Below are 20,126 nucleotides of genomic sequence, written 5' to 3' on the forward strand. Positions count from 1 at the left end.
GATAGTGCACGGCAGTGGCCGCGCCCATTGATCAACAACTATCTTCGTTCCGGGAAGGGAGGGTCCCGTGCATCAGCATGTGCAGCTGAACCCGGGCGAGGTGCTGCACATCGGCGGCGAGGCCAGCGTGCAGTTCGCCGGGCCGCGAGCGCTGACCTTCCGGCTGATCCGGGTCGACCCGCGCGTCACCTACGACGGCTGGCTCTGGCTCGAGGGTTACGTGCTCGGCCCGAGCGGCGTCGCGACGCAGCGCCGCCGCATCTTCGTGCGCCGCGAGGGGCTGCGGCCGGCCGCTAACGACCGGGCGTGACCGCGGCCAGCAGTTCCGGCATGCGACGGTCGAGCCAGTCACCAGCGACGCCCGAGCCGATCAGGTAGGCCGCACAGCCGAAGGCCGCGCCCACCGGCAGCCCGATCCACAGCCAGACGTCGCCGAGCAAATAGGCCAGGATCTGCAGGGGCACGGTCGCGACCAGGGTGCCGATCATGACGCCGAGGGTGAGCAGGCCCTTGGCCATCCCGCCGCCCGACGACATGGCGAACGGGCTGGTCGATTCGGGCAGCGCGAACGCGCCTCGTACCGAAACCGGCAGCACCAGCCCGAGCCCGGCGCCGTACGTCGCGACCATCAGACCCAGGTCGCCCGGAATGTTTTCCGGCCGGCCGCCCAGCAGGCCGGCCACGACGGCGATGAGCAGCAGCAACGGGATCACGAAGACGGCGTGCGCGGCCACCCGCGAGTGGATCTCGACGCGGCCCGGCACCCCGGCGATCATGTTGGCGGCGTACGCGTTGCCCTCGTACCCGAACTGGTTGGCCAGCGCGATCACCGCGATCAGCCCGATGAACGTGGCCACCGGCCCGGCCGAGCCGCCGCTAAGCGAGATCGACAGCGGCAGGAAGAACCCGGCCACGGTGAACGTGATCAGTGCGGCCCGGCGCCGGTTCTCGCGCCACCAGTACCGGATCTCGCGGGCGACCAGCGCGCCGAACCGGGTGCGGGGCAGCCGCCGGCCGAGCAGCGAACCGGTCGGCGAGCCGACGTCCCCGCCCCGGCCGGCCGTTCCGGTCGAGGCGGCGCCGAGCATCGCGCGTTCCAGCGTCGCGCTCCACCACCAAAGGAGCCCCACGAGCGTCCCGGCGACGATCAGAAACTTCACCGGTACGGCCCACAGCCGCCCGTCGGCCACGTCGAGGCCCACCGACCACGGCGCGGCCAGCGGCGTCCAGCCCAGCACGTCGGCCAGCACCGCGAACGCGTCCCAGTCGGCCCGTTCGGCCCCGGCCAGCAGCGCCAGTTGCAGCGGCCCGAGCAGCGCGGCCACCACGGCGAACAGCACCACGGCCAGGTCACGCGATCGGCGCGAGCGCAGCCCGGTGGCGAAGGCGCTGGTCACCGCCCGGCTGACCGCCACGCAGGTCAGCAGTCCGAGGACGATGCCGACCAACTGGGCGATCGCCGCGCCGGAGCCGCCGAGGTCGGCCGCCGTGCTGACCATGCCGGCCGTGGCGGCCAGTGTGGACAGAGCGGGCAGCCCGGCCAGCGCGGCGGCGAACAGGCCGATGATGAGTGTGCGGCGCGGCAGGGGCAGCAGCGCGAACCGGGCCGGGTCGATCGACTCGTCCACGCCGAAGAACAACAGCGGAAAGAACACCCAGCCCAGCACCAGGGCCGCGCCACCCAGTTGGAGCAGCATGCCGGCCGCCCGCTCGTCGTCGACGACACCGGGCACCGCGAACAGCGCGTACCCACCGATCGCGAAGAACCCGGCCATCACCGCGCCGAGGACGAACAGCACGATCCGGGCCGGTTTGCCCCGCAGCCCGCCCACGATCAGGCGCAGCTTGAGCTTGACGAACGGCCACGGCGAAACAGGTGGCCGGGGCGTGGCGGTCAGAGCCACGCCAGCTCCGAGCCGGTGCTCGTGCGACCGCCCACCACCTGCACGAAAACGTCTTCGAGCGAGCGCTCGCCGCGCACCGAGGCGAGCGTGCCGTGCAGCCGCAGCACGCCGTCCGAGATGATCGCCACGTGCGAGCACAGCCGCTCGACGACCTCCATGACGTGGCTGGAGAAGATGACCGTGCCGCCGCCGGCCACGTAGCGCTGCAGGATCTCGCGGATGCGGGCGGCCGAGACGGGGTCGACCGCCTCGAACGGCTCGTCGAGCACGAGCACCCGCGGCGCGTGCAGCAGGGCGCAGGCCAGGCCGATCTTCTTGCGCATGCCGGCCGAGTAGTCGACGACCAGGGTGCGGTTGGCGGTGCCGAGCTCGAGCACGTCGAGCAGTTCCCGGGCGCGCTGGTCGACCGTCGCCGCGTCCATGCCGCGCAGCAGGCCGTGATAGGCCAGCAACTCGGGGCCGGTGAGACGGTCGAAAAGGCGTACGCCGTCGGGAAGCACACCCAACCGGGCCTTGGCCGCGGCCGGGTCGGCCCACACGTCGTACCCCAGAAGGAAAGCGCGACCAGCGTCGGGCCGTAACAGGCCGACGGCCATCGACAGCGTGGTCGTCTTGCCGGCGCCGTTCGGGCCGAGCAGGCCGTAGAACGAGCCGGCCGGCACCTCGAGGCTCACCTCGGACACCGCGAGCTTGGTGTCGAATCGCTTGACCAGGCCGTACAGCGACATCGCCGCGGCCTGTTCCCCCTCGCGTGGCGCCGGCACCGTCATGGCACCGAACCTAACCAATGCTGTGCGTCCTGACCAGCGGTGTTAGACCCGCAGGCTTTCCGGAGCGTGCAGCCGGAGCATGGTCGCGCCGATGTCGTGCGGCACCCGCCGGCTGGTCAGCAGCGACCCGGCGATCATCACCAGGAAGGCCAGGGGCACGGTCCAGGCGGCGGGCTGCCCGATGGCGTCGGCGGGCCAGCCGTCCAGCGGCGGGCCGAGCACGGTGATCAGCACCGCCGCCATCGAGGCGCCGCCACCGGCCAGCACGCCGGCGATCGCGCCGACGTCGGTCAGCCGCCGCCACCAGATCCCCAGCACCAGCAGGGGGCAGAAACTCGAGGCGGCCACGGCGAAGGCCAGACCGACGACCCGCGAGACGTCCATGTTGGAGACATACAGCGAAAGCATCACCGGTACGGAGGCGGCGAGCACGGTGGCCAGCCGGAAGTCCCGGATCGAGCCGCTGCGGCCGACCCGCAGTACGTCGGTGAAGACCACCCCGGCCACGCTGGTCAGCAGGCCGGACGACGTGGAGAGGAAGGCGGCCAGCGCCCCCGCGGTGACCAGCGCGCCGAGCAGGCGGCCGAGATGACCGGCGCCGAGCGCGGCCTCGGGCAGCAACAGCACCACGGCGTCGGTGCGCCCGGTCATCAGGAGCTGCGGCGTATAAATGCGGCCAAGTACGCCGTACAGGGTGGGAAGTAAATAAAAAGTGCCAACCAGGCCGAGCACTACCAGAGTTGTGCGCCGGGCCGAGGCGCCGTCGGGATTGGTATAGAAGCGCACGAGCACATGCGGCAGACCCATGGTGCCCAGGAAAGTGGCCAGGATCAGCGAGTACGTGGCGAAGAGGGTGCCGTCGCCGCCGGGCAGCAGCCAGTCGGCCCCGAAGTTGGCGTCGACCGTGCTCACCACGGGCACCGGATCGCCGGCGGCAAAGCTGAGCTGCTGACCCTCCTCGACCGGGACGCCGTCGACCGTCGCGTCCTGCTCGATCGTGACGGTGGTGGCGATGGGGAAGGTCGCGCCGGCCTCGGGAGTGACGAGCGGGCGGCCGTCGGACTGCCACTGGAGGGCCAGGAAGATCACCGGCACAGCCAGCGCGGTCAGCTTGAGCCAGTACTGAAAGGCCTGCACGAAGGTGATCGCCCGCATGCCGCCCAGGGCCACATTCGCGGTGACCACCACGCCGACCAGCAGGGCTCCCCACGCGTACGAACCGCCAGTGACCGTGGTGAACGTGAGCCCGGCACCCTGCAGTTGCGGCACCAGGTAGAGGCAGCCGATGAAGACCACGAAGACGCTGGCCAGCCGCCGCAGCAGGGGCGAACCCAGGCGTACCTCACAGAAATCGGGCAACGTGAAGGCGCCGGACCGCCGCAGCGGGGCGGCCACGAAGAGCAGCAAGGCCAGGTAGCCGGCAGCGAACCCGACCGGATACCAGAGCACGTCGACCCCGTAGCGCAGGATCAACCCGGCCACACCCAGGAACGACGCCGCCGAGAGGTATTCGCCGCTGATCGCCGCCGCGTTCCAGGACGGGCTCACCGAGCGCGACGCGACCAGGAAATCCGAGGTGGTGCGGGCGAACCGCAGCCCGTACACGCCGATGCCGACGGTCACCAGAATGACGACGATCAAGGACGGGACGAGGTACGGATTCACTGCTCGGGCCTGCGGATGAGCGCGATGAAGTCCTGCTCGTTGCGTTCCGCCCAGCGCACGTAAGCCCAGCCCACGCCGATCAGGAACGGGAACGACAGCACGCCCAGCAGCACCCACGGCAGGTGGACGCCGAAGACCTTGACGGCGGCCACGCCCGGGGCCACCGCGAATAGCAGCGGCAGGGCCCCGAGGGCGGTCACCACCACCAGCGCGAGGCGCAGGGCGAGCGCCAGCTGGGCGCGCATCAAACCCTTGACCAGCGCCTCACCGACCGGCGTCTGCTCCGCGAGGTCGGATCGGGTGCGATCGGTGGGACGGCGGCGGGCCGCTGCCTCGCCCAAGACCACTCGCGTACGCCGGGGGGCGGCGCTCGGGTCTTCGGCGTTCATGCCCGGGAGTCTGGCAGCCGCTCACTGTCCGCACCAGGTCTGACCGCTCGCGTTTATCAGCGTGCGGGCCCGTGCGCTGCCCAGGTTCCAGCTGCGCCAGTCGCCGGGCGTGAGGTCGTCCTTGATCTCGCGGAGGACGCACGCCCGCCGGTCGGAGGGCAGATCCATCAGCGCGGGCACCGCGTCCGGCGAGAGGTTGCCCAGATAGACCAGGTCGATCGGACGGTCGCGGGGCTGCAGGTTGTGCTCGGCGATCACCCCGTCGGGGTTGGCCACGGCCAGGCCGATCAGCGCCAGGACGCCGGCCGCGATCGCCACCCGGGGCAGCCAGGGCGCCCGCAGGTTCCGGCCCGCCACCAGGATCAGCAGCAGCACGAAGACGAACCACAGCTCGCACCAGAAGACCAGCAGGCGCAGCCGGGTCAGGCCGTACTCGTCGGTGTAGAGGGTGATGCGGTGCAGGGCGGTCCCGGCGATGACCAGGGTGAGGCCGGTGAGCACGCCCAGGATCACCCGGATGAGCAGGCGGTCGGCGGGCTTGTCGCGCGGGGCCCAGCGGGCGGCGCCGGCCAGCACGAGCAGGGTCAGGCCGACGACGAAGCTCAGCTGCCAGAAACCCTGGCGGGCCTCGTCGGCGAAGGCGCGTACGGGTTCCTGGCCCGTCGCCTGGACCAGGACGAACGCGCCGAACAGCAGCGTCAGCAGGCCGAGCGGCACGGCCCACTCCCAGCGGTGCACCTTCCGGCCCTCGGTGGCGTCCAACCTGGACAGATTGGGCGGTGCGGAACGGAGGAAGGCGGCGGCGCCGACGATCATCGAGGCCGGCCCGCCGACGAAGACCCACCGGAAGACGGTGCCGATTCCCAGATCCGGTACGAGGTGTTCGAGCGCGGTGGCGAAGCGGGAGTCGGCCGAGGCGAGCAGCCCGCCGAATGCCGCCAGCAGGACGACCGAGACGCCCGCGGTGGCCGCGATGCGCACACCGGCGCCCCCGTCGGGCCGGTTGATGCGGCTCAGGCCTCGGCTCAGCCACGGCAGCGAACGGAAGGCGGCGAGGAACGGCATGGTGTACGCGGCGAAGACGCTGCGCATCGAGCGGCCGCCGGCCAGGGCGAGTGCGCCGGTGAGGGTGGCGACCACCAGGCACAAGACGAACAGCCAGCCGGCCGAGCGGAACGTGCCGACGGCGATCAGCGCGAGGGTCGCGGTGCCCCAGGCGATCCGTTCCGGGCCGGGGCTGTAGCGAGGGCGTACGACCAAGGGCGGCGGGCCGGTTTGGGTGGAGATCGGACCGGCCAGGATCACGGCGGCCAGGCCGGCCAGCGCGGTGACCAGCCAGCCGACGCCGGGGCGATCCAGGGGCAGGCTCAGCGCGGCGATCACGGCGGCCCCCGCGACCGCCGCGACCGTGAGGGCCGAGGCCGGGCGGACCGGGCCGGGCCAGTAGCGCGCCCAGGGTGCGGTCGAGGGCCAAGGGCCGTGCAGGACCGGGAGCGGTTTGGTTTGCGGTATGGGTGTCGGTGCGAGACTCATCGGAACACCTCCGGAGGGCATGGTTTTCAGGGCCGTGACCCTCACGGCCCTGCTTTGTCGGTTCGCTAGTTCTTTGTGAGCGGCAAGGTCACATGGATCAGGCAACCGGGGTGCTCGGGGTCGACGGCGGCGATCGTGCCGTGGTGCAGCTGCACCACCCAGCGGGCGATGGCCAGCCCCAGACCGGTGCCGCCGCCACCGGGCCGCTCGCCCCGGGTGAATCGCTCGAACACGCGGTCGCGCTCTTCCGGCGGGATGCCTTCGCCCTCGTCCGAGACGCCGATGAGCAGATGGTCGTCACGGCGCTCGGCCCGCACCTCGACCGTGCCGCCGGGCGGGCTGTGCCGGGCCGCGTTGTCGAGCAGATTGGCGAAGACCTGGTGCAGCCGCTCCCGGTCGCCGGTGATCACGACCGGCGGGCCGGCCACCTTGAACCGGACGTCGCGCCCCGAACCGGCCGCGTTCACCTCGGCCTCACGCACGACATCGTCCAGGAAGGACGGCACGTCGATGGCGCGCCGGATCAGCGGGGCGACGCCGGCGTCGATGCGGGACAGGTCGAGCAGTTCGGTGACCAGCCGGCCCAGGCGCTCGGTCTGGGCCAGGGCGGTCTGCATCATGGCCGGTTCGGCCGCGGCCACCCCGTCGACGATGTTCTCCAGCAGGCCTTGCAGGGCTGTGATGGGCGTACGCAATTCGTGCGAGACATTCGCGATGAGCTCACGCCGCTGCCGATCCGCTGCCGCCAGGTCGGCCGACATCTGGTTGAACGCGGCCGCCAGCTCACCCACCTCGTCGGCCGACGTGGCCCGGACCCGCCGCGTGTAGTCGCCCTGAGCCATGTCCCGGGCGGCCCGGGTCATCTCACGCAGGGGCGAGGTCATGCCGCGAGCCAGGAACTGGACGATGGTCACACCGATGACGCTCGCGGTCACGCCGGTCCAGAACGGGAACCATCCCAGCCACAGGTAGAACCAGATCAGCCCGCTGCCGCCACCGGCCAGCAACACCATGATGATCTTCATCTTGATCGACCGGACCGGATCGAGCGGCCGCGGCAACCAGGCCAACGCCCGTGCGACGCGCTCACGCAGCGCCGTCCGCCTCGCCGCTCGGCGCCGCGCGATCTCGACGAGATCGCGGGTCACCGCTCGACCTCCAGCGCGTAACCCACGCCGTGCACTGTGCGGATCAGGTCGGCGCCGAGCTTGCGCCGCAGACCCTTGATGTGGCTGTCGACCGTGCGCGTGCCGGAGGCGTCGGCCCACCCCCACACGTCGGCCAGCAGCCTCTCGCGCGGGAGGACCGTACGGGGATGGGCCGCGAGATGCACAAGCAGATCGAACTCGGTCGGCGTCAGATGAGCCTCGACCCCGGCTCGCACAACCCGGCGCTCGCCCTGATTGATCTCGAGATCCCCGACCCGCAACGTGGGCGGCCCCGCCGGCACAACCGCGACCTTGGCCGCCCGCCGCAGCAACGCATGCACCCGGGCGGCCAGTTCGCGCATGGAGAACGGCTTGACCATGTAGTCGTCCGCGCCCACGGCCAAACCGACAAGAAGATCGGTCTCGTCGTCCCGGGCGGTGAGCATGAGAATCGGAACCGGCCGCTCGTTTTGAAGCCGCCGGCAGACCTCGAGCCCGTCGAACCCCGGCAGCATCACATCGAGCACCACCGCGTCCGGCTGGGTGCGCCGGGCGGCCTCAACCGCCGCCGGCCCGTCCCCGGCCACCTCGACGGTGAATCCTTCAGCCCGAAGCCGAGCCGCCACCGCCTCAGCGATGGTCCGCTCATCCTCGACCACCAGCACACGCCGCTCGGTCTCCACGCCACACCTCCGCCCACCGATCCAACCCGGCCCCCGCAAGTGACCCGGCGCACCCCCGTGCCCACCGACCCACGAGCCGCAGCCTATTGACCAGGCGTGCAGGGCGGGCGCTGAGTTTGTGAACGACCTGTGGAGGCCCAGCATGCGCGCTGGTCCGGTGTGACATCGAGTAGCCGTGCGTATTCGTACACAGACCGGTTATGTGCCTTCGGTGCTTCCTGGAGGCATGAACAAGGAAAACGAGTTGCAGCACGACTTGGTCCTCGCCCTGCACACCATTACCGAGACCAACCAGTCGATCAGATTCGCCGACACCAAGGCGGGCGCGCTGGCCGCCATTCAAGCCCTGATGATCACCATTCTGGCTGGACATCAGGGCTTCCAACCTCTACGGGTCGCCTGCCTGCTGGCCGTTTTTCTCTCGGTCCTGCTGCTGGCGGCCGGCCAGGCACCCCGTGTGTTCGATCGCGCGGCCCGGCCGAACCGGTCGTCCTTTCCCGGCCTGGCCCGGACTCCCACGGATCAACTGCTCGAGGTGCCGCCATTGGAAGTGCGGCATCAGGACGCCTGGCGTCAGGCGAGAGATCTGGCCGGTATCGCCGTCGTCAAGTTCCGGTGGCTGAGTCGGGCGACGGTGGGTACCGTGCTCACCTTGGCCGCGGTTCTGACCTGGCTCGCCTGCATCACGTGGTCGTCTGTTCGATGATCCGGTCGGCGTGAGTCTCCCGCTCCTCGGTGCGAACCCGTTCGTGCACCCCCTCTTTGATGACCTTCGAGGTGCGGGGAGCCGCGGCACTGAGCGCCGAGCGCAGTTCGCCAATGGTGTGCTGGGTCAGCTCGTCGACGTCGGACGCACCAGCCAGTTGGTGCTGCAGCAGTTCGTCGAGGATTTCGCGGGAGCGTGTGAAGTGTTTGTCGCTACCGGCCTCGATGAGCCGCAGCACCGAGCCGATGTCGCCAGGATTCTCGATCAACTGCAGCACCATGACGTCGTGGTTGCCTCCGTCGAGGGCGTCCCGGTAGAACCCGAGGCGCTGCGCCTTCAGCGACGTCTCGTGGTCAGTGTTCAGCCGCTCGACCGTGCGTGCGTGCTCCGCCTGCGCGGCGTCCAATTCACGCCGATGCTGGGCCAACGCCCGCTCCAGCTCACGCTGATGGGCCGCCTGCGCCTGTTCGAGATCCCCGAGAACCACGGCCAGCTCGCCGCGCCATTCGGCCTGAGCTTGCTCGAGGCGGCTGCGCCATTCCGCCTCCACCTTCTCGTGCTGAGCCACTCGCTCGGCGAGCCCATGCCGATCGCCGGCGAGATTGCCCTCCCGGCCGGTCTGAATACGCTGCGAGAGATACCGTTCCGTGTCTTCGTCCAGCTGAAGACTCACCGCCACCATTGGAAGCCGCAGACCGAAGCCCAGCTCACCGGCCTCCTTCTCAAGATGCAGTCGCATCTCTACCTCGGCCGAGGAGATCTCTTCGATCCCGAACTGCCGGCTGACGCCACGCAGCGCCTGGTTCAGGAAGGTCCAGATGACCGGCTTGAGGTCGCGGATGCCCAGCAGCGCCACCTCGACCGGGTTCCGTATTGCCCACAGCAGCGTCACCGTGGCGGTGAAAGCGAAGGCCTCTTCCTTGGCCGGCAACGAAAACCTCAGTACGACCGGATGGTGCGTCAGGTCGAGCTCGTAGTGCCAGTAGCGCCGTCGAATCCGATCTCGCAACCTCGGAGAGGTCCTACTGCCGGTCGCGGCCTCGTCGGGGCCGTCGGCTACAGCTACGAAGACAGACGCGGTGTGCGTACTGTCCGTGGCCGCCGAAACCATCGTTCCCCACACGGGCAGCATGGCGACACTGACGATCGGATTGAACTCCTGGTTAGCCTTCATCACCTACTCCTTCGGGACAACGTCTCGTACAGCGCCGTGAAGGTGGGCAGGTGCTCGTCCTCAGCCCACCGGCGGCTTTCAAACCGGAGTGTCCTCAGCTCACGGTCGGTGCTGGGAATGGCGAGCACCAATGTGGTGAGCTCGTGGGCACCGTCGGCTTCCTCGCCGACGTGCTTCGTCAGTCGTCGGAGCCCGCGCAGAGCGGCCGGGGCGAGCCTGCTGTGGCCGAGGGCCAGCCGCCAGAGAATGGCCGCGTGTTCGAGGTTGTCTGTCGATCGGCCGACGGCACGCAATAAAGGGGGAAGGCGTCGGTCGTCGGCCGACGCCCGATCCGGCGACTTGCCGGCGAGACCGAGCAGGACGGTAACCGCGACGTTGCTCGGACCTGCCTCCTTGGTCTCCGCCCATTCCGCCGAGCGCCGGAGCACCGCGTCGCTGGTCGGCGACCCGCCATCGCCGAACAATTCGCTGACGGCGAGCGCGGTGGCCGTCCATACTTCGTAGTCGAAGAGGTTCGTGGCGTGCGATAACAGCCGTTGGCTGATCAAGTCGAGGGCCCGTCCGGGATCAGTTCCGCCGACCGGAGCGCCTAGAGCAGTCGCTGCCGTCAACCGAAGACGGGCCTGGGAGTCGGTGCCGTCCTCGTCGTAGATGGCCCACTCGTCGAGCATCCGCCAGACGATCTCGCGCAGTTGCTCGTTCAGAGCGGGAGGGCGGAGAGCCGTGGCGGCCGCCCTGCGCAGTCGCGGATCGTCGTCAACAGCCCAGCCGACCAGCAATCGGCTGCGCAAAAATTCGAAGTCGTGCGCGGCGAGCAGCCCCGCGACCAAGGCAACACGTTCGCGAACGTAAGGATCCTGGTTACGCGCTAGCGTGTTCATCCAATCGAGATAGATCTCTTGGAGATAGGGGAAGGACTGCCAGACCGCGTCGAGAATTTCCCGCGCGTGACCGCGGCGTCGCAATCGCACCGAGATGATCGGCACTTCCCCATAGCCGGTCTCGCGCTTGCCTGGGACAAGATCCGCCCCGATCGAGGTGAGCAGAGCACGCGACGGCCGGAGAAACGGTTGAAGTCCGAACCGGCCCTCGGGATCTTCTGACTGCTGGATCAGCTGATCGGCGAGTCGTGCTCCCGCCACGACGCTGGGCAGTGAAAGCTCGTCCAACGCGGCCAGCGCCAGTGCGAACGCTCGGTCCTCGCGTCCTGGCAGATCACCGAACCAGTCGGCGACCTCACCCGTGGGGTCATCAACCTCGCCCAGCGCTACGTCGAGCGTTTTGCGGCCGGCCGATACCTGCTCAAGCAGTTTGGCGAGTCGTGCTGCCTGCCTGGCGCCGGACAGCCGCTGGCGCACTTCCACGACTGCGTGCTCGTCGATCAACTCGACTGCGGAGGCCCCGGAATGCTTGCGGATCACTGCGTCGAGATCAGGCCGCCCTGGCTCGGCGACATAGTCGGACAACTCCGGAGGACAAGCACGGTCGTCCGGCCAGATCGCAATGAGGTAGCCGTCGGCCTTGCGCAGCCGTTCCGCGAGCGTCTCCGCAGCCCGCTGGTCGAACTCACCGACCGCACCGAGCCACAGATGGCCGCCTCCGATGGTCAGGTCCGCCTCGGCCACCTCGGCCAAGGTGCCGTTGCCGAGCCGCCGAACCCGCGCGTCGCAAAACGCGTCCAGAACGAAGGTTGCCAGGTGCTCACGGCCCTCCCCTGGGGAGCCACTTACGAGCAGAAGATGACGATCGGCCAGAACTTCCCAGGCGTCGAGGAATCTTTGCGGTGCTACGAAAGTTCTTCGTACCCGGTTGAGCGTGTCGGTCCCGACGCTGGTCTTCCGGGGAGCCGACGCCTGCGTGACCAGGTTGTTGATTTGGAGCGCGATGTTGGCATTGGCGAGAGCGTGCTCACTCGCCAGGTGCTCGCTGGTCCGGGTCAGAACAGCTTTCATCAGATCGGTACCGGCGGGGCGTTGGGCTGCGGCATCTTCCGTCGATTCCGCGGGTTGCCCGCCCGTATCCACCTTGCCCTCCTGGGAAGGGCCTTCCTGCCGCTTGGCCTCCTTCGGCGATCCGCCCGCCGACGTCTTCACTGGCGGGTCAGGCTCGGCCGGCTTCTTGTTCGGGCGGTCGGCCGGCTGTTCCTGTGCAGCGGAGGCGGGCTGATCGGTCGTCACTGGTCGCCGGTCCTGTCAGCGCCGTAGTTGATGCCGCCACTCACGGTGTTGCCGACAGGCGAATAGTGCGCGGAGCCGACCTGATTGACCGTTTGACCAGGCGGCAGCGATGACCCTGCCGACATTGGCTCTTCGTCGGCGTCCCGGCCGGGCTGTTCGGCCACCCCGGTGATCGACAGCCAGGCTTCGACCGGTCCCTCCTTGGTGTCGAGGCGACGCATGCGGAACGCCGTCGGGTCCGGAACCTTGTAGCCACGGATCACGCTGTTGTAGAGGTCAGGTCCGACGGCAAAGGCCATACGCCCGTCCGGCGCGGCCCGGAGCGCCGCCTTCACCTCGGAGGCGTCGACCATGCGCGCAGCTCGATCCAGTTGTGGGCCGCGCCAGCCTTTCTCGCCGCGGAGGATTTCGCCCTGGTGTACGACCACGCGCACCCGAAGGCGGATCTCTCCCACTGTTCTGGCCGCGAGCGCGGCGTCCACCAATGAAGCGAAGGACTCGATGACGCTGCGCACAGGCACGTCGCCGAGGCTGACCAGCAGATAGCCGTCGCCCCGGTCCTCCCAGTCGACATTGTCCATGCCGGCGCGTTCGCAGGCCGTCTCGAGCATGGCGGCAAGGTCCTTCTGAACCTGCTCCTTGTCAGGTGTGGACAGGCTCGACGAGCCTTCAATGTCGGCGTAGGCGAAGACGTGGTGTCGTGGCTCGGACATGGCTCTGCTCCCTCGGCTGCGGGCACTGCGTCATGCCTACCGCCGGTCCGGGCGCCACGTCTGTGTACGAATACTCATTAACGCACCTCGATCAAGCACGGTGATCCGCTGCCTTGACGTAGTCACGGCTCCGAGCGCACGCAGGCTCCGGAGAGCCTTAGCGACTGCCTCGCGTGAGGCGCCTATCGCACCGGCGATCTCGGTTTGTGAAAGCGAAAGACCGATGGTGACGGAGCCGTCGGGAGCCGGTTCACCATGAGTCCCGGAGAGCTCGGCGAGAAGTCGCGCGACTCGCGAACGAACATCGGAGTCGGCGAACTCGAGCCGCCGCCGATCTGACTCCCGAAGCCGGCCTACGACGGCGTGCAGCAGTCCGAACAGCGCGTCCGGGTGCTTGTGGAGAACGTGTAGGAAGGCGGAGGCGGGCACCAACCTGGCCTGTACGGCGTCAAGTGCACGGACCGTGGCCGAACGGGGGCTGCCGTACAGAGCGGCAATCTCGCCCACGATCTCGCCCGCGCCGCGGAGCCCGAGCAGAGCCTCGCGCCCGCTCACCGTCGAGGCTGTGATCTTGACTATGCCGGTCAGGAGGATGGCGATGTGATCGGAGGGTTCACCCTCGCTGAAGAGCTTCTCGCGAGGTCCGAACCGCACGATCCGGCCGGCCGGAAGGATCTCAGCTAGTCGTGCTCGAATATCGGCGGGAAGCAATGACTGGGTCAGCCCCGACTCCACAGGATCTCCCTCGGCGTACGAACCAAGAGTAATGATATGGATACCGTGAGCTTGTGCACATAGAGCGGCGCTGCCTGTGGATAACTCTGTGGAGAAGTCTGTGGGGCTGTGGATAACGGTGTGGAAAGGGTGTGCCAGGTCAGCGGGTCCAGTCGTGTTTGGCTGCTCTGATCAGGCGATCCTTGAGTTCTCGGGTGTGGCGGCGGCTTACCGGCAGCTCGATGCCGTCGACGGAGACCACGTAGCCCGAGTTGGCCAGTCGGAGCTCGGCGATCAGGCGGATCTGCACGAGGTAGGACCGGTGGATGCGGACGAAGCCCGCGTCGGCCCAGCGTTCGGCCAAGGTTGCCAGCGAGACGCGTACGAGATGGGAAGCGTCAGCCGTGTGCAGGCGGGCGTAGTCGCCTTGCGCTTCCACCCAGCGGACCGAGCTGCGGGGCAGCATGCGCGTGGTGCCGGCCAGCTCGACCGGAATGGTGGGCTCGTCGGCGGGCTGTGGCGGGGCCGTCGGCGGTACGGGGCGGGAGCCGGCCACGCGGCGCAGGGACTCGCCCAGGCGTTCGGCCCGGACCGGCTTGCGGACGTAGTCGGTGACGCCCAGGTCGAAGGCGTCGACCGCGCCGTCGTCGTACGCCGTCACGAAGACGATTGCCGGGGGGCGGGCGAAACGGCGCAGGATGCGGGCCAGTTCCATGCCGTCCAGGCCGGGCATCCGGATGTCGAGGAACACCGCGTCGACCTCGGTGTCGCGCAGCACCCGCAGGGCCTCGGTGGCGTCGCCGGCGCGGTGCACGTGAGCGACCCGGCCGTCGGCGTTGAGCAGGTACGCCAGTTCGTCCAGGGCGGGCGGCTCGTCGTCCACAGCGAGCACGACGAGGCTCATGCCCGCACCCCGGGGTGGAATTTCGGCACTCGCATGCTCACCTTCGTTCCGGCGCCGGGCGCGGTCTCGACGACCAGGCCGAAGTGGTCGCCGAAGACCGAGCGCAGCCGCTCGTCCACATTCGCCAGGCCCACGTGCTGGCCGTCGTCAGTCTCGGGCATGCCGGCCGCGAACACCGCCGGGTCGATGCCGACCCCGTCGTCCTCGACCGTGATGTGGCATTCGGCCCCGGCGTCCTGTGCCTCGATGCTCACCATACCGACGCCCGGCTTGCGGGACAGACCGTGCCGGATGGCGTTCTCGACGAGCGGTTGCAGGCACAGGAAGGGCAGACCGACCGGCAGCACCTCGGGGGCGATCTGCAGGCGCACCTGCAGCCGGTCGCCGAACCGGGCCCGCTCGATCGTGAGATAGCGGTCGATCGAGCGCAGTTCCTCGGCCAGCGTCGTGAACTCGCCGTGCGCGCGGAACGAGTAGCGAGTGAACTCGGCGAATTCGAGGATCAGCTCGCGGGCGCGTTCGGGATCCGTGCGTACGAAGGAGGCGATCGCGGTCAGCGCGTTGTAGATGAAGTGCGGGCTGATCTGGGCGCGCAACGCCCTTACCTCGGCCCGGGCCAGCCGCTCGCGCGACGAATCGAGCTCGGCCAGCGCCAGTTGCGAGCCGGCCCAGCGGGCGGTTTCCAGGGTTGCCTGTACGAGACCAGGGGCTGGGTGATCGTCGGCCACCGCCACCAGGGCGGCCGTCGCCTGACCGGCGAGCCCGGTCAACGGCGCCACCACCGCCCCCCGTACGACGCAATCGACCCGGTCACAGGGCAGGTCGGACGAGCTGAGCACGATCGACCGGTGCGCCTCGAGGGCCCGGGTGGCGGCCGCGGTGAACTGGTCGCTGTGGTGGCTGCCGCGGCCGTCGAAGGCCAGGCACCGGTCGGCGTCGGCAATCGTCAGCCCGGCCGAGCCGACCAGCGTACGAAGGTGACGAACGGCCTTTCCGGCGGTGCTGGGACTCAGCCCGGCCCGCAGCGGATCGGCGGCGAGCCCCGCGGTGTGCAGGACGTCGTAGGTGGCCCGCTGCATGGCCGTGGCGATGCCGCGACGCGCTCGCAGCCGCACGACGGCCACCACCGCGGCGGCCAGGGCGGCCAGCACCGCGATGACCGCCAGCACGCTGCCCACCTGTCCCGCCACGGACCAGATAGTGGTCGTTCCGGGAGCCGCCGTCCAGCCGTCATACCGTATTGGCAGGGTGCCAATTGGGATTACCCGTGGGTAACGAGTGGATCAAAGATTGACCTAAATCGATACACGGCTCTACCCACACCCCAGGGAGCGCCCATGTCCGTCCTCAAGATCCGCACCGGCCTGGCCGCCGTCTTCGCGGCCCTGACCTTCGTCGCGGCGTCACCGGCCGCACCCGCCCTGGCCGCCAACCCGTACGAGCGCGGCCCCGCCCCCACCACCAGCAGCATCGAGGCGTCCCGCGGCTCGTTCGCGATCGCCCAGACCACCGTCGCGCGCTCGTCGGTCAGCGGCTTCGGCGGCGGCACGATCTACTACCCGACCAGCACGGCGGAGGGCACGTTCGGCGCGATCGCGATCTCGCCCGGCTTCACCGCCAGCCAGTCCAGCGTCTCGTGGCTGGGCCCGCGCCTCGCCTCGCAGGGCTTCGTGATCATCACGATCGACACGCTGAGCACCCTCGACCAGCCGGCCTCGCGCGGCACCCAGCTGCTGGCCGCGCTCGACTACCTGACGAGGACCAGCGGCGTCCGTACGCGCATCGACGCCACCCGCCTCGGCGTGATGGGCCACTCGATGGGCGGCGGCGGCAGCCTTTCGGCCTCGGTCAGCCGGCCGGCCCTGCAGGCGGCCATCCCGCTCACCCCGTGGCACGGCACCAAGAGCTGGAGCTCCGACCGCGTGCCCACCCTGATCATCGGCGCCGAGAACGACACGGTGGCGCCGGTGTCGTCGCACTCCGAGCCGTTCTACACCAGCCTGCCGAGCACGATCGAAAAGGCGTACCTCGAGCTGAACAACGCCTCGCACTCCGCGCCAACCTCGACCAACGTGACAGTGGCGAAGTACAGCATCAGCTGGCTCAAGCGCTTCATCGACAACGACACCCGCTACGACCAGTTCCTGTGCCCGGCGCCGTCCGGCTCGGCCATCCAGGAATACCGCGACACCTGCCCGCACTCCTGAGCCTCACGCGAGGACGCGGCGCCCGGCAGCCATCGGCCGGGCGTCGCGCTGTTCGATCTTGCTGGGGTGCGCCACCGCCTCCCCCGCCCGCCCGGGGGAATCGGAGGAGACGTTAGCGCTTGTCAAGGGCGGGCGACCCAGTTATCCACAGGCGACGTCATCCACGGTTAGGCGGTTGTCCACCGGGTCGGCCGGGACCAGGGCCGGCCAGGCCGGGTCGGGCCGGAAGTCGCACCACGTGCCGTCGAACGGGAACGCGCCGGCCCCGACCAGCTCGACGATCTCGCGGCCCGCCCGGCGGACGCGCTCCTCGTCGTCGACCCAGTAGGCGTCCGGCTGGGCCAGCCGCGCGACGAATTCGTCCTCGTCCTTCCACTCCCACGCGCGGTCGGGATGGACCACGACGTCGAGATCCCAGTCGACCGTGTCGACCACGGTCAGTTCCGGGCCGCCCTGGACGGAAGCGGCCGCCTCGAGATTGGCGTACCACTGGTAGAACGACCCGTCCGGGCGGAAGAACCACCGCACCGAGTAGTCCCGGCCGCGCGGGTGCCAGCTGAGCAGGCCGTGATCGATGGCGTGCGGGGCCGGAACCCGTCGGGCCGCCGACCACTCCGCGAGCGGCGTCTGGGCCATGCCACGCCCGTCCGGCATGTTGAAGTGCCAACCCTGGGCGCCGGCGGGCGCCCACAGTAACAGACCGTCATCAAGACAATCCGCGATCTGCATGGGGAAGAACATCCCCAGCTGGTCACGCTGCCAATGACGCAGATATACCGTCTTTCCGGGCAAGAGCGACATTCTGGGAGCCTATCCGGGTGGATGTCAGTAGGCGCCCTTGCGCTTGAGGACGACCCAGATCGTGCGCCACAGAATGCTCAGGTCGTACGTGAGCGACCAGTTGTCGACGTAGTAGAGGTCAAGCCGCACGGCCTCGTCCCACGACAGATCCGACCGCCCCGAAACCTGCCACAGCCCCGTGATGCCGGGCCGGACCAACAGCCTTCGGCGTACGTCGCCCAGGTAGTCGCCGTCGTCGGCCGGCAGGGGGCGCGGGCCGACCAGCGACATCTCGCCCTTCAGCACGTTGATCAGCTGGGGCAGTTCGTCGAGCGACGTCGCCCGCAGCTTCGCGCCGAACGAGAAGATCCGGGGGTCGTTCTTCATCTTGAAGAGCATGCCGTCGGATTCGTTCAGCTCTTCCAGCGTGCGCTTGCGCTCTTCGGCGTCGACGTACATGGTGCGGAACTTCCACACCCGGAACGTGCGGCCCTCGTGCCCGACGCGGGGCTGGCGGAAGAAGACCGGCCCGGGGTCGGAGAGCCGGATGCCGAGCGCGATGGCCAGCAGGATCGGGCTGATCAGCAGCAGGCCGAGGCCGGCGGCGACCCGGTCGAGCAGGTTCTTCACCAGCCAGCCGGGGCCCGAGAGGGTGGGCTCTTCGACGTGCAGCAGGGGCAGGCCCTCGATCGGGCGGATGTGCACCCGGGGGCCGGCGATGTCGGTGAGCTGGGGCGCCACCACCAGGTCGACGCCGGTGCCCTCGAGCTGCCAGGCCAGGCGGCGCAGTTCGCCCGGTTCGGCGCTGGCCGAGCCGCAGACCGCGATCGTGTCGGCGCCGACCTCGCGCACCAGCGACAGCACGTCGCGGGCGGCGTAGACCGGAACCGGGGTCTCGATGCCGCGGGCCGCCGCGTAGCCGTCAGTTATGTGGATGGCCACCGGGATGAGGCCGGCGGCCGGGCTGCGGGTGACCGCGGTGTAGACCTCGAGCGCCTCGGGCAGCGTGCCGACCAGGATCATGCGGTGCGCGCCGTGCCCGGTCTTGCGCCGGGCGAAGTGCAGCACCTGGCGGGCGGCGACCCGGCCGATGAGCAGGAAGGCGACCGCCATCAGCGAGACCGCGGCGACCGTGCCACGCGACAGCGGCGCCTTGGTGGCGAACGCGAGCAGTGACACGCAGGCGACCACGGTGACCGAGGTGCGCACGATGCGCTTGAACTCTTCGCTGCCCAGGCCCAGATAGCGACGGTCGTAGGTGCCGTTGGCCCAGAGCAGAATCAGCCAGCCCAGCGGCAGAACGACGTACGCGAAGAAGATGAACAGCTGCTCGCCGTGCAGGAAGCCGAGGCTGCGGCCGAGGAAGCCGGAGCGCGACTTCTCGATGTACGTCGCGGCCAGGTGGCTCGCCAGCACGACCGAGATGAGGTCGAGAAAAACGAGGGCCAACGTGTACGGGCGATGCCAGCGCGAGAGGCGCTTGTGCTGCCGGTTCCAGGCCGATCGGGGTACGCCGTTGCTCGGTGGCGGCTCTTGCTGCCACTCGAAGCTGTCGTACGGCACGGGTTTGCTCCGGCTGCTGTCGGTAACCGGGCGATGCAGGCTAGCGGTCACCTCGCCTACGTCCTCCCGCATCCGGAAAAGATTACGCACCGCTACGAGACGTCAGGACGACCGCGTCGCGGAAACGTGGGACCGGGCCACTATACCGATGGATCGGGCGGAGAGAAGCGGACGTTGTGCGTGCTTTCCCGACCGTGTACGTACCGTGACCGTTTGGCACCTATCGGATCAACTTGGACAGGCGTCGGTCGGCCAGCGGCTTCCCGCCGGTCTGGCAGGTCGCGCAGTACTGCAGGCTCTTGTCGGCGAACGAGACCTCGCGCACGGTGTCGCCGCAGACCGGGCAGGGCAGCCCGGTGCGCGCGTGCACCCGCATGCCCGCTCGCTTCTCGCCCTTGAGTTCGGCCGCCTTCTGCCCGACCGAGCGCGCCACGGCGTCCGTCTCGACCTCGCGCATGGCCGCGTACAAGGCGTCGATCTGCTCGTCGGTCAGCTTGCCGGTGAGCGCGAACGGCGACAGCTTGGCCACGTGCAGGATCTCGTCGGAGTAGGCGTTGCCGATGCCGGCCAGCACCTCCTGGTCGACCAGGACGCCCTTGATCTGCCCGTTCCGGCTCTTGATCAGGGTGGCGAACTCGTCGCGGCTGACGGCCAGCGCGTCGGGGCCGAGCCGCGACACGCCGGGGACCTCGGCCGGGTCGTGGACGAGATAGGCGGCCAGCGACTTCTGGGTGCCGGCCTCGGTCAGGTCGAAGCCGGAGCCGTCGTCGAGCCGCAGGCGCAGCGCGATCGGCCCGCTGCCCGGCTTGAGCGGGGCGGGCGACTTGAACGCGTCGCGATAGTGCAGCCAGCCGGCCCGGGCCAGGTGGACCACGAGGTGAAGGTCGGGGCCGAGGCCGACGTCGAGGAACTTGCCGTGGCGGCCGGCCGAGGTGACCTCGAGGCCGGCGACGGCGGTGGCGGGTGGGTTGAAGGTCTTCAGCGCGCTGAACGAGGAGACCTCGAGGCGCTCGACGGTGTGGCCGACCGCGCGCTCGCGCAGGTAGGCCGCGAGCGCCTCGACCTCGGGAAGTTCGGGCACGGTGTCAACGGTAGC

General features: G+C 69.4%; 19 protein-coding genes. 3 read left to right on the plus strand and 16 right to left on the minus strand.

The window, feature by feature from the left end:
• The first annotated feature begins 67 nt into the window (after positions 1–67).
• A complete protein-coding gene (locus OWR29_RS25170) occupies positions 68–310 on the plus strand; it encodes a hypothetical protein (RefSeq protein ID WP_267565692.1) in 243 nt (80 codons plus the stop codon).
• Here the strand turns inward: OWR29_RS25170 and OWR29_RS25175 are convergent.
• The 7 genes from OWR29_RS25175 to OWR29_RS25205 all read right to left on the minus strand — a co-directional run bounded on the left by OWR29_RS25175 (position 294) and on the right by OWR29_RS25205 (position 8,092).
• Positions 294–1,904: an ABC transporter permease gene (locus OWR29_RS25175; protein ID WP_267565693.1), complete on the minus strand. Its 1,611-nt coding sequence runs from the start codon at positions 1,902–1,904 to the stop codon at positions 294–296. The genes OWR29_RS25170 and OWR29_RS25175 overlap by 17 nt on opposite strands.
• A complete protein-coding gene (locus OWR29_RS25180; RefSeq protein ID WP_267565694.1) occupies positions 1,895–2,674 on the minus strand; it encodes an ABC transporter ATP-binding protein in 780 nt (259 codons plus the stop codon). The genes OWR29_RS25175 and OWR29_RS25180 overlap by 10 nt, the downstream gene beginning before the upstream one ends.
• A gap of 42 nt (positions 2,675–2,716) precedes the next feature.
• Positions 2,717–4,339, minus strand: a complete 1,623-nt coding sequence (locus OWR29_RS25185) for a sodium/solute symporter (protein WP_267565695.1) — start codon at positions 4,337–4,339, stop codon at positions 2,717–2,719.
• Positions 4,336–4,728, minus strand: coding sequence for a DUF485 domain-containing protein (locus tag OWR29_RS25190; RefSeq protein WP_267565696.1), 393 nt, complete (start codon positions 4,726–4,728; stop codon positions 4,336–4,338). The genes OWR29_RS25185 and OWR29_RS25190 overlap by 4 nt, the downstream gene beginning before the upstream one ends.
• Before the next feature lie 21 nt (positions 4,729–4,749).
• Positions 4,750–6,261, minus strand: coding sequence for a DUF4153 domain-containing protein (locus OWR29_RS25195; protein ID WP_267565697.1), 1,512 nt, complete (start codon positions 6,259–6,261; stop codon positions 4,750–4,752).
• Between the two features lie 65 nt (positions 6,262–6,326).
• Positions 6,327–7,286, minus strand: coding sequence for a HAMP domain-containing sensor histidine kinase (locus OWR29_RS25200; protein ID WP_267566063.1), 960 nt, complete (start codon positions 7,284–7,286; stop codon positions 6,327–6,329).
• Between the two features lie 119 nt (positions 7,287–7,405).
• A complete protein-coding gene (locus OWR29_RS25205; protein ID WP_267565698.1) occupies positions 7,406–8,092 on the minus strand; it encodes a response regulator transcription factor in 687 nt (228 codons plus the stop codon).
• A gap of 226 nt (positions 8,093–8,318) precedes the next feature.
• Between OWR29_RS25205 and OWR29_RS25210 the strand changes: the two genes are divergently transcribed.
• Positions 8,319–8,798 (plus strand): Pycsar system effector family protein, encoded by a 480-nt coding sequence (locus OWR29_RS25210; RefSeq protein ID WP_267565699.1) that lies wholly within the window; start codon positions 8,319–8,321, stop codon positions 8,796–8,798.
• Here OWR29_RS25210 and OWR29_RS25215 read toward each other — a convergent pair.
• From OWR29_RS25215 to OWR29_RS25240, 6 genes are all read right to left on the minus strand, one after another.
• Positions 8,776–9,972 (minus strand): hypothetical protein, encoded by a 1,197-nt coding sequence (locus OWR29_RS25215; protein ID WP_267565700.1) that lies wholly within the window; start codon positions 9,970–9,972, stop codon positions 8,776–8,778. The two genes, OWR29_RS25210 and OWR29_RS25215, sit on opposite strands and share 23 nt — an antisense overlap.
• Positions 9,972–12,149: a hypothetical protein gene (locus tag OWR29_RS25220; RefSeq protein WP_267565701.1), complete on the minus strand. Its 2,178-nt coding sequence runs from the start codon at positions 12,147–12,149 to the stop codon at positions 9,972–9,974. The genes OWR29_RS25215 and OWR29_RS25220 overlap by 1 nt, the downstream gene beginning before the upstream one ends.
• The gene (locus OWR29_RS25225) at positions 12,146–12,862 is read right to left on the minus strand and encodes a nucleotidyl cyclase domain-containing protein (protein ID WP_267565702.1); all 717 of its coding nucleotides are present in this window, start codon (positions 12,860–12,862) and stop codon (positions 12,146–12,148) included. The genes OWR29_RS25220 and OWR29_RS25225 overlap by 4 nt, the downstream gene beginning before the upstream one ends.
• A gap of 36 nt (positions 12,863–12,898) precedes the next feature.
• Positions 12,899–13,597 (minus strand): Crp/Fnr family transcriptional regulator, encoded by a 699-nt coding sequence (locus tag OWR29_RS25230; RefSeq protein WP_267565703.1) that lies wholly within the window; start codon positions 13,595–13,597, stop codon positions 12,899–12,901.
• Between the two features lie 139 nt (positions 13,598–13,736).
• Positions 13,737–14,480 (minus strand): LytR/AlgR family response regulator transcription factor, encoded by a 744-nt coding sequence (locus tag OWR29_RS25235; RefSeq protein ID WP_267565704.1) that lies wholly within the window; start codon positions 14,478–14,480, stop codon positions 13,737–13,739.
• On the minus strand, positions 14,477–15,670 hold the full coding sequence (locus OWR29_RS25240; protein ID WP_267565705.1) for a sensor histidine kinase: 1,194 nt from the start codon (positions 15,668–15,670) through the stop codon (positions 14,477–14,479). The genes OWR29_RS25235 and OWR29_RS25240 overlap by 4 nt, the downstream gene beginning before the upstream one ends.
• Before the next feature lie 147 nt (positions 15,671–15,817).
• Between OWR29_RS25240 and OWR29_RS25245 the strand changes: the two genes are divergently transcribed.
• The gene (locus OWR29_RS25245; RefSeq protein ID WP_267565706.1) at positions 15,818–16,687 is read left to right on the plus strand and encodes a poly(ethylene terephthalate) hydrolase family protein; all 870 of its coding nucleotides are present in this window, start codon (positions 15,818–15,820) and stop codon (positions 16,685–16,687) included.
• A 141-nt stretch (positions 16,688–16,828) separates the two neighbouring features.
• Here OWR29_RS25245 and OWR29_RS25250 read toward each other — a convergent pair whose 3' ends face one another.
• The 3 genes from OWR29_RS25250 to OWR29_RS25260 all read right to left on the minus strand — a co-directional run bounded on the left by OWR29_RS25250 (position 16,829) and on the right by OWR29_RS25260 (position 20,111).
• The gene (locus tag OWR29_RS25250) at positions 16,829–17,488 is read right to left on the minus strand and encodes a ribonuclease FAU-1 family protein (RefSeq protein ID WP_267565707.1); all 660 of its coding nucleotides are present in this window, start codon (positions 17,486–17,488) and stop codon (positions 16,829–16,831) included.
• Positions 17,489–17,512: 24 nt separating this feature from the next.
• Positions 17,513–19,102, minus strand: a complete 1,590-nt coding sequence (locus OWR29_RS25255) for a sugar transferase (protein ID WP_267565708.1) — start codon at positions 19,100–19,102, stop codon at positions 17,513–17,515.
• A 148-nt stretch (positions 19,103–19,250) separates the two neighbouring features.
• On the minus strand, positions 19,251–20,111 hold the full coding sequence (locus OWR29_RS25260; RefSeq protein WP_267565709.1) for an Fpg/Nei family DNA glycosylase: 861 nt from the start codon (positions 20,109–20,111) through the stop codon (positions 19,251–19,253).
• Between the last annotated feature and the right edge of the window lie 15 nt (positions 20,112–20,126).

Source organism: Paractinoplanes pyxinae, from assembly GCF_026626335.1.
GTDB classification, from domain to species: domain Bacteria; phylum Actinomycetota; class Actinomycetes; order Mycobacteriales; family Micromonosporaceae; genus Actinoplanes; species Actinoplanes pyxinae.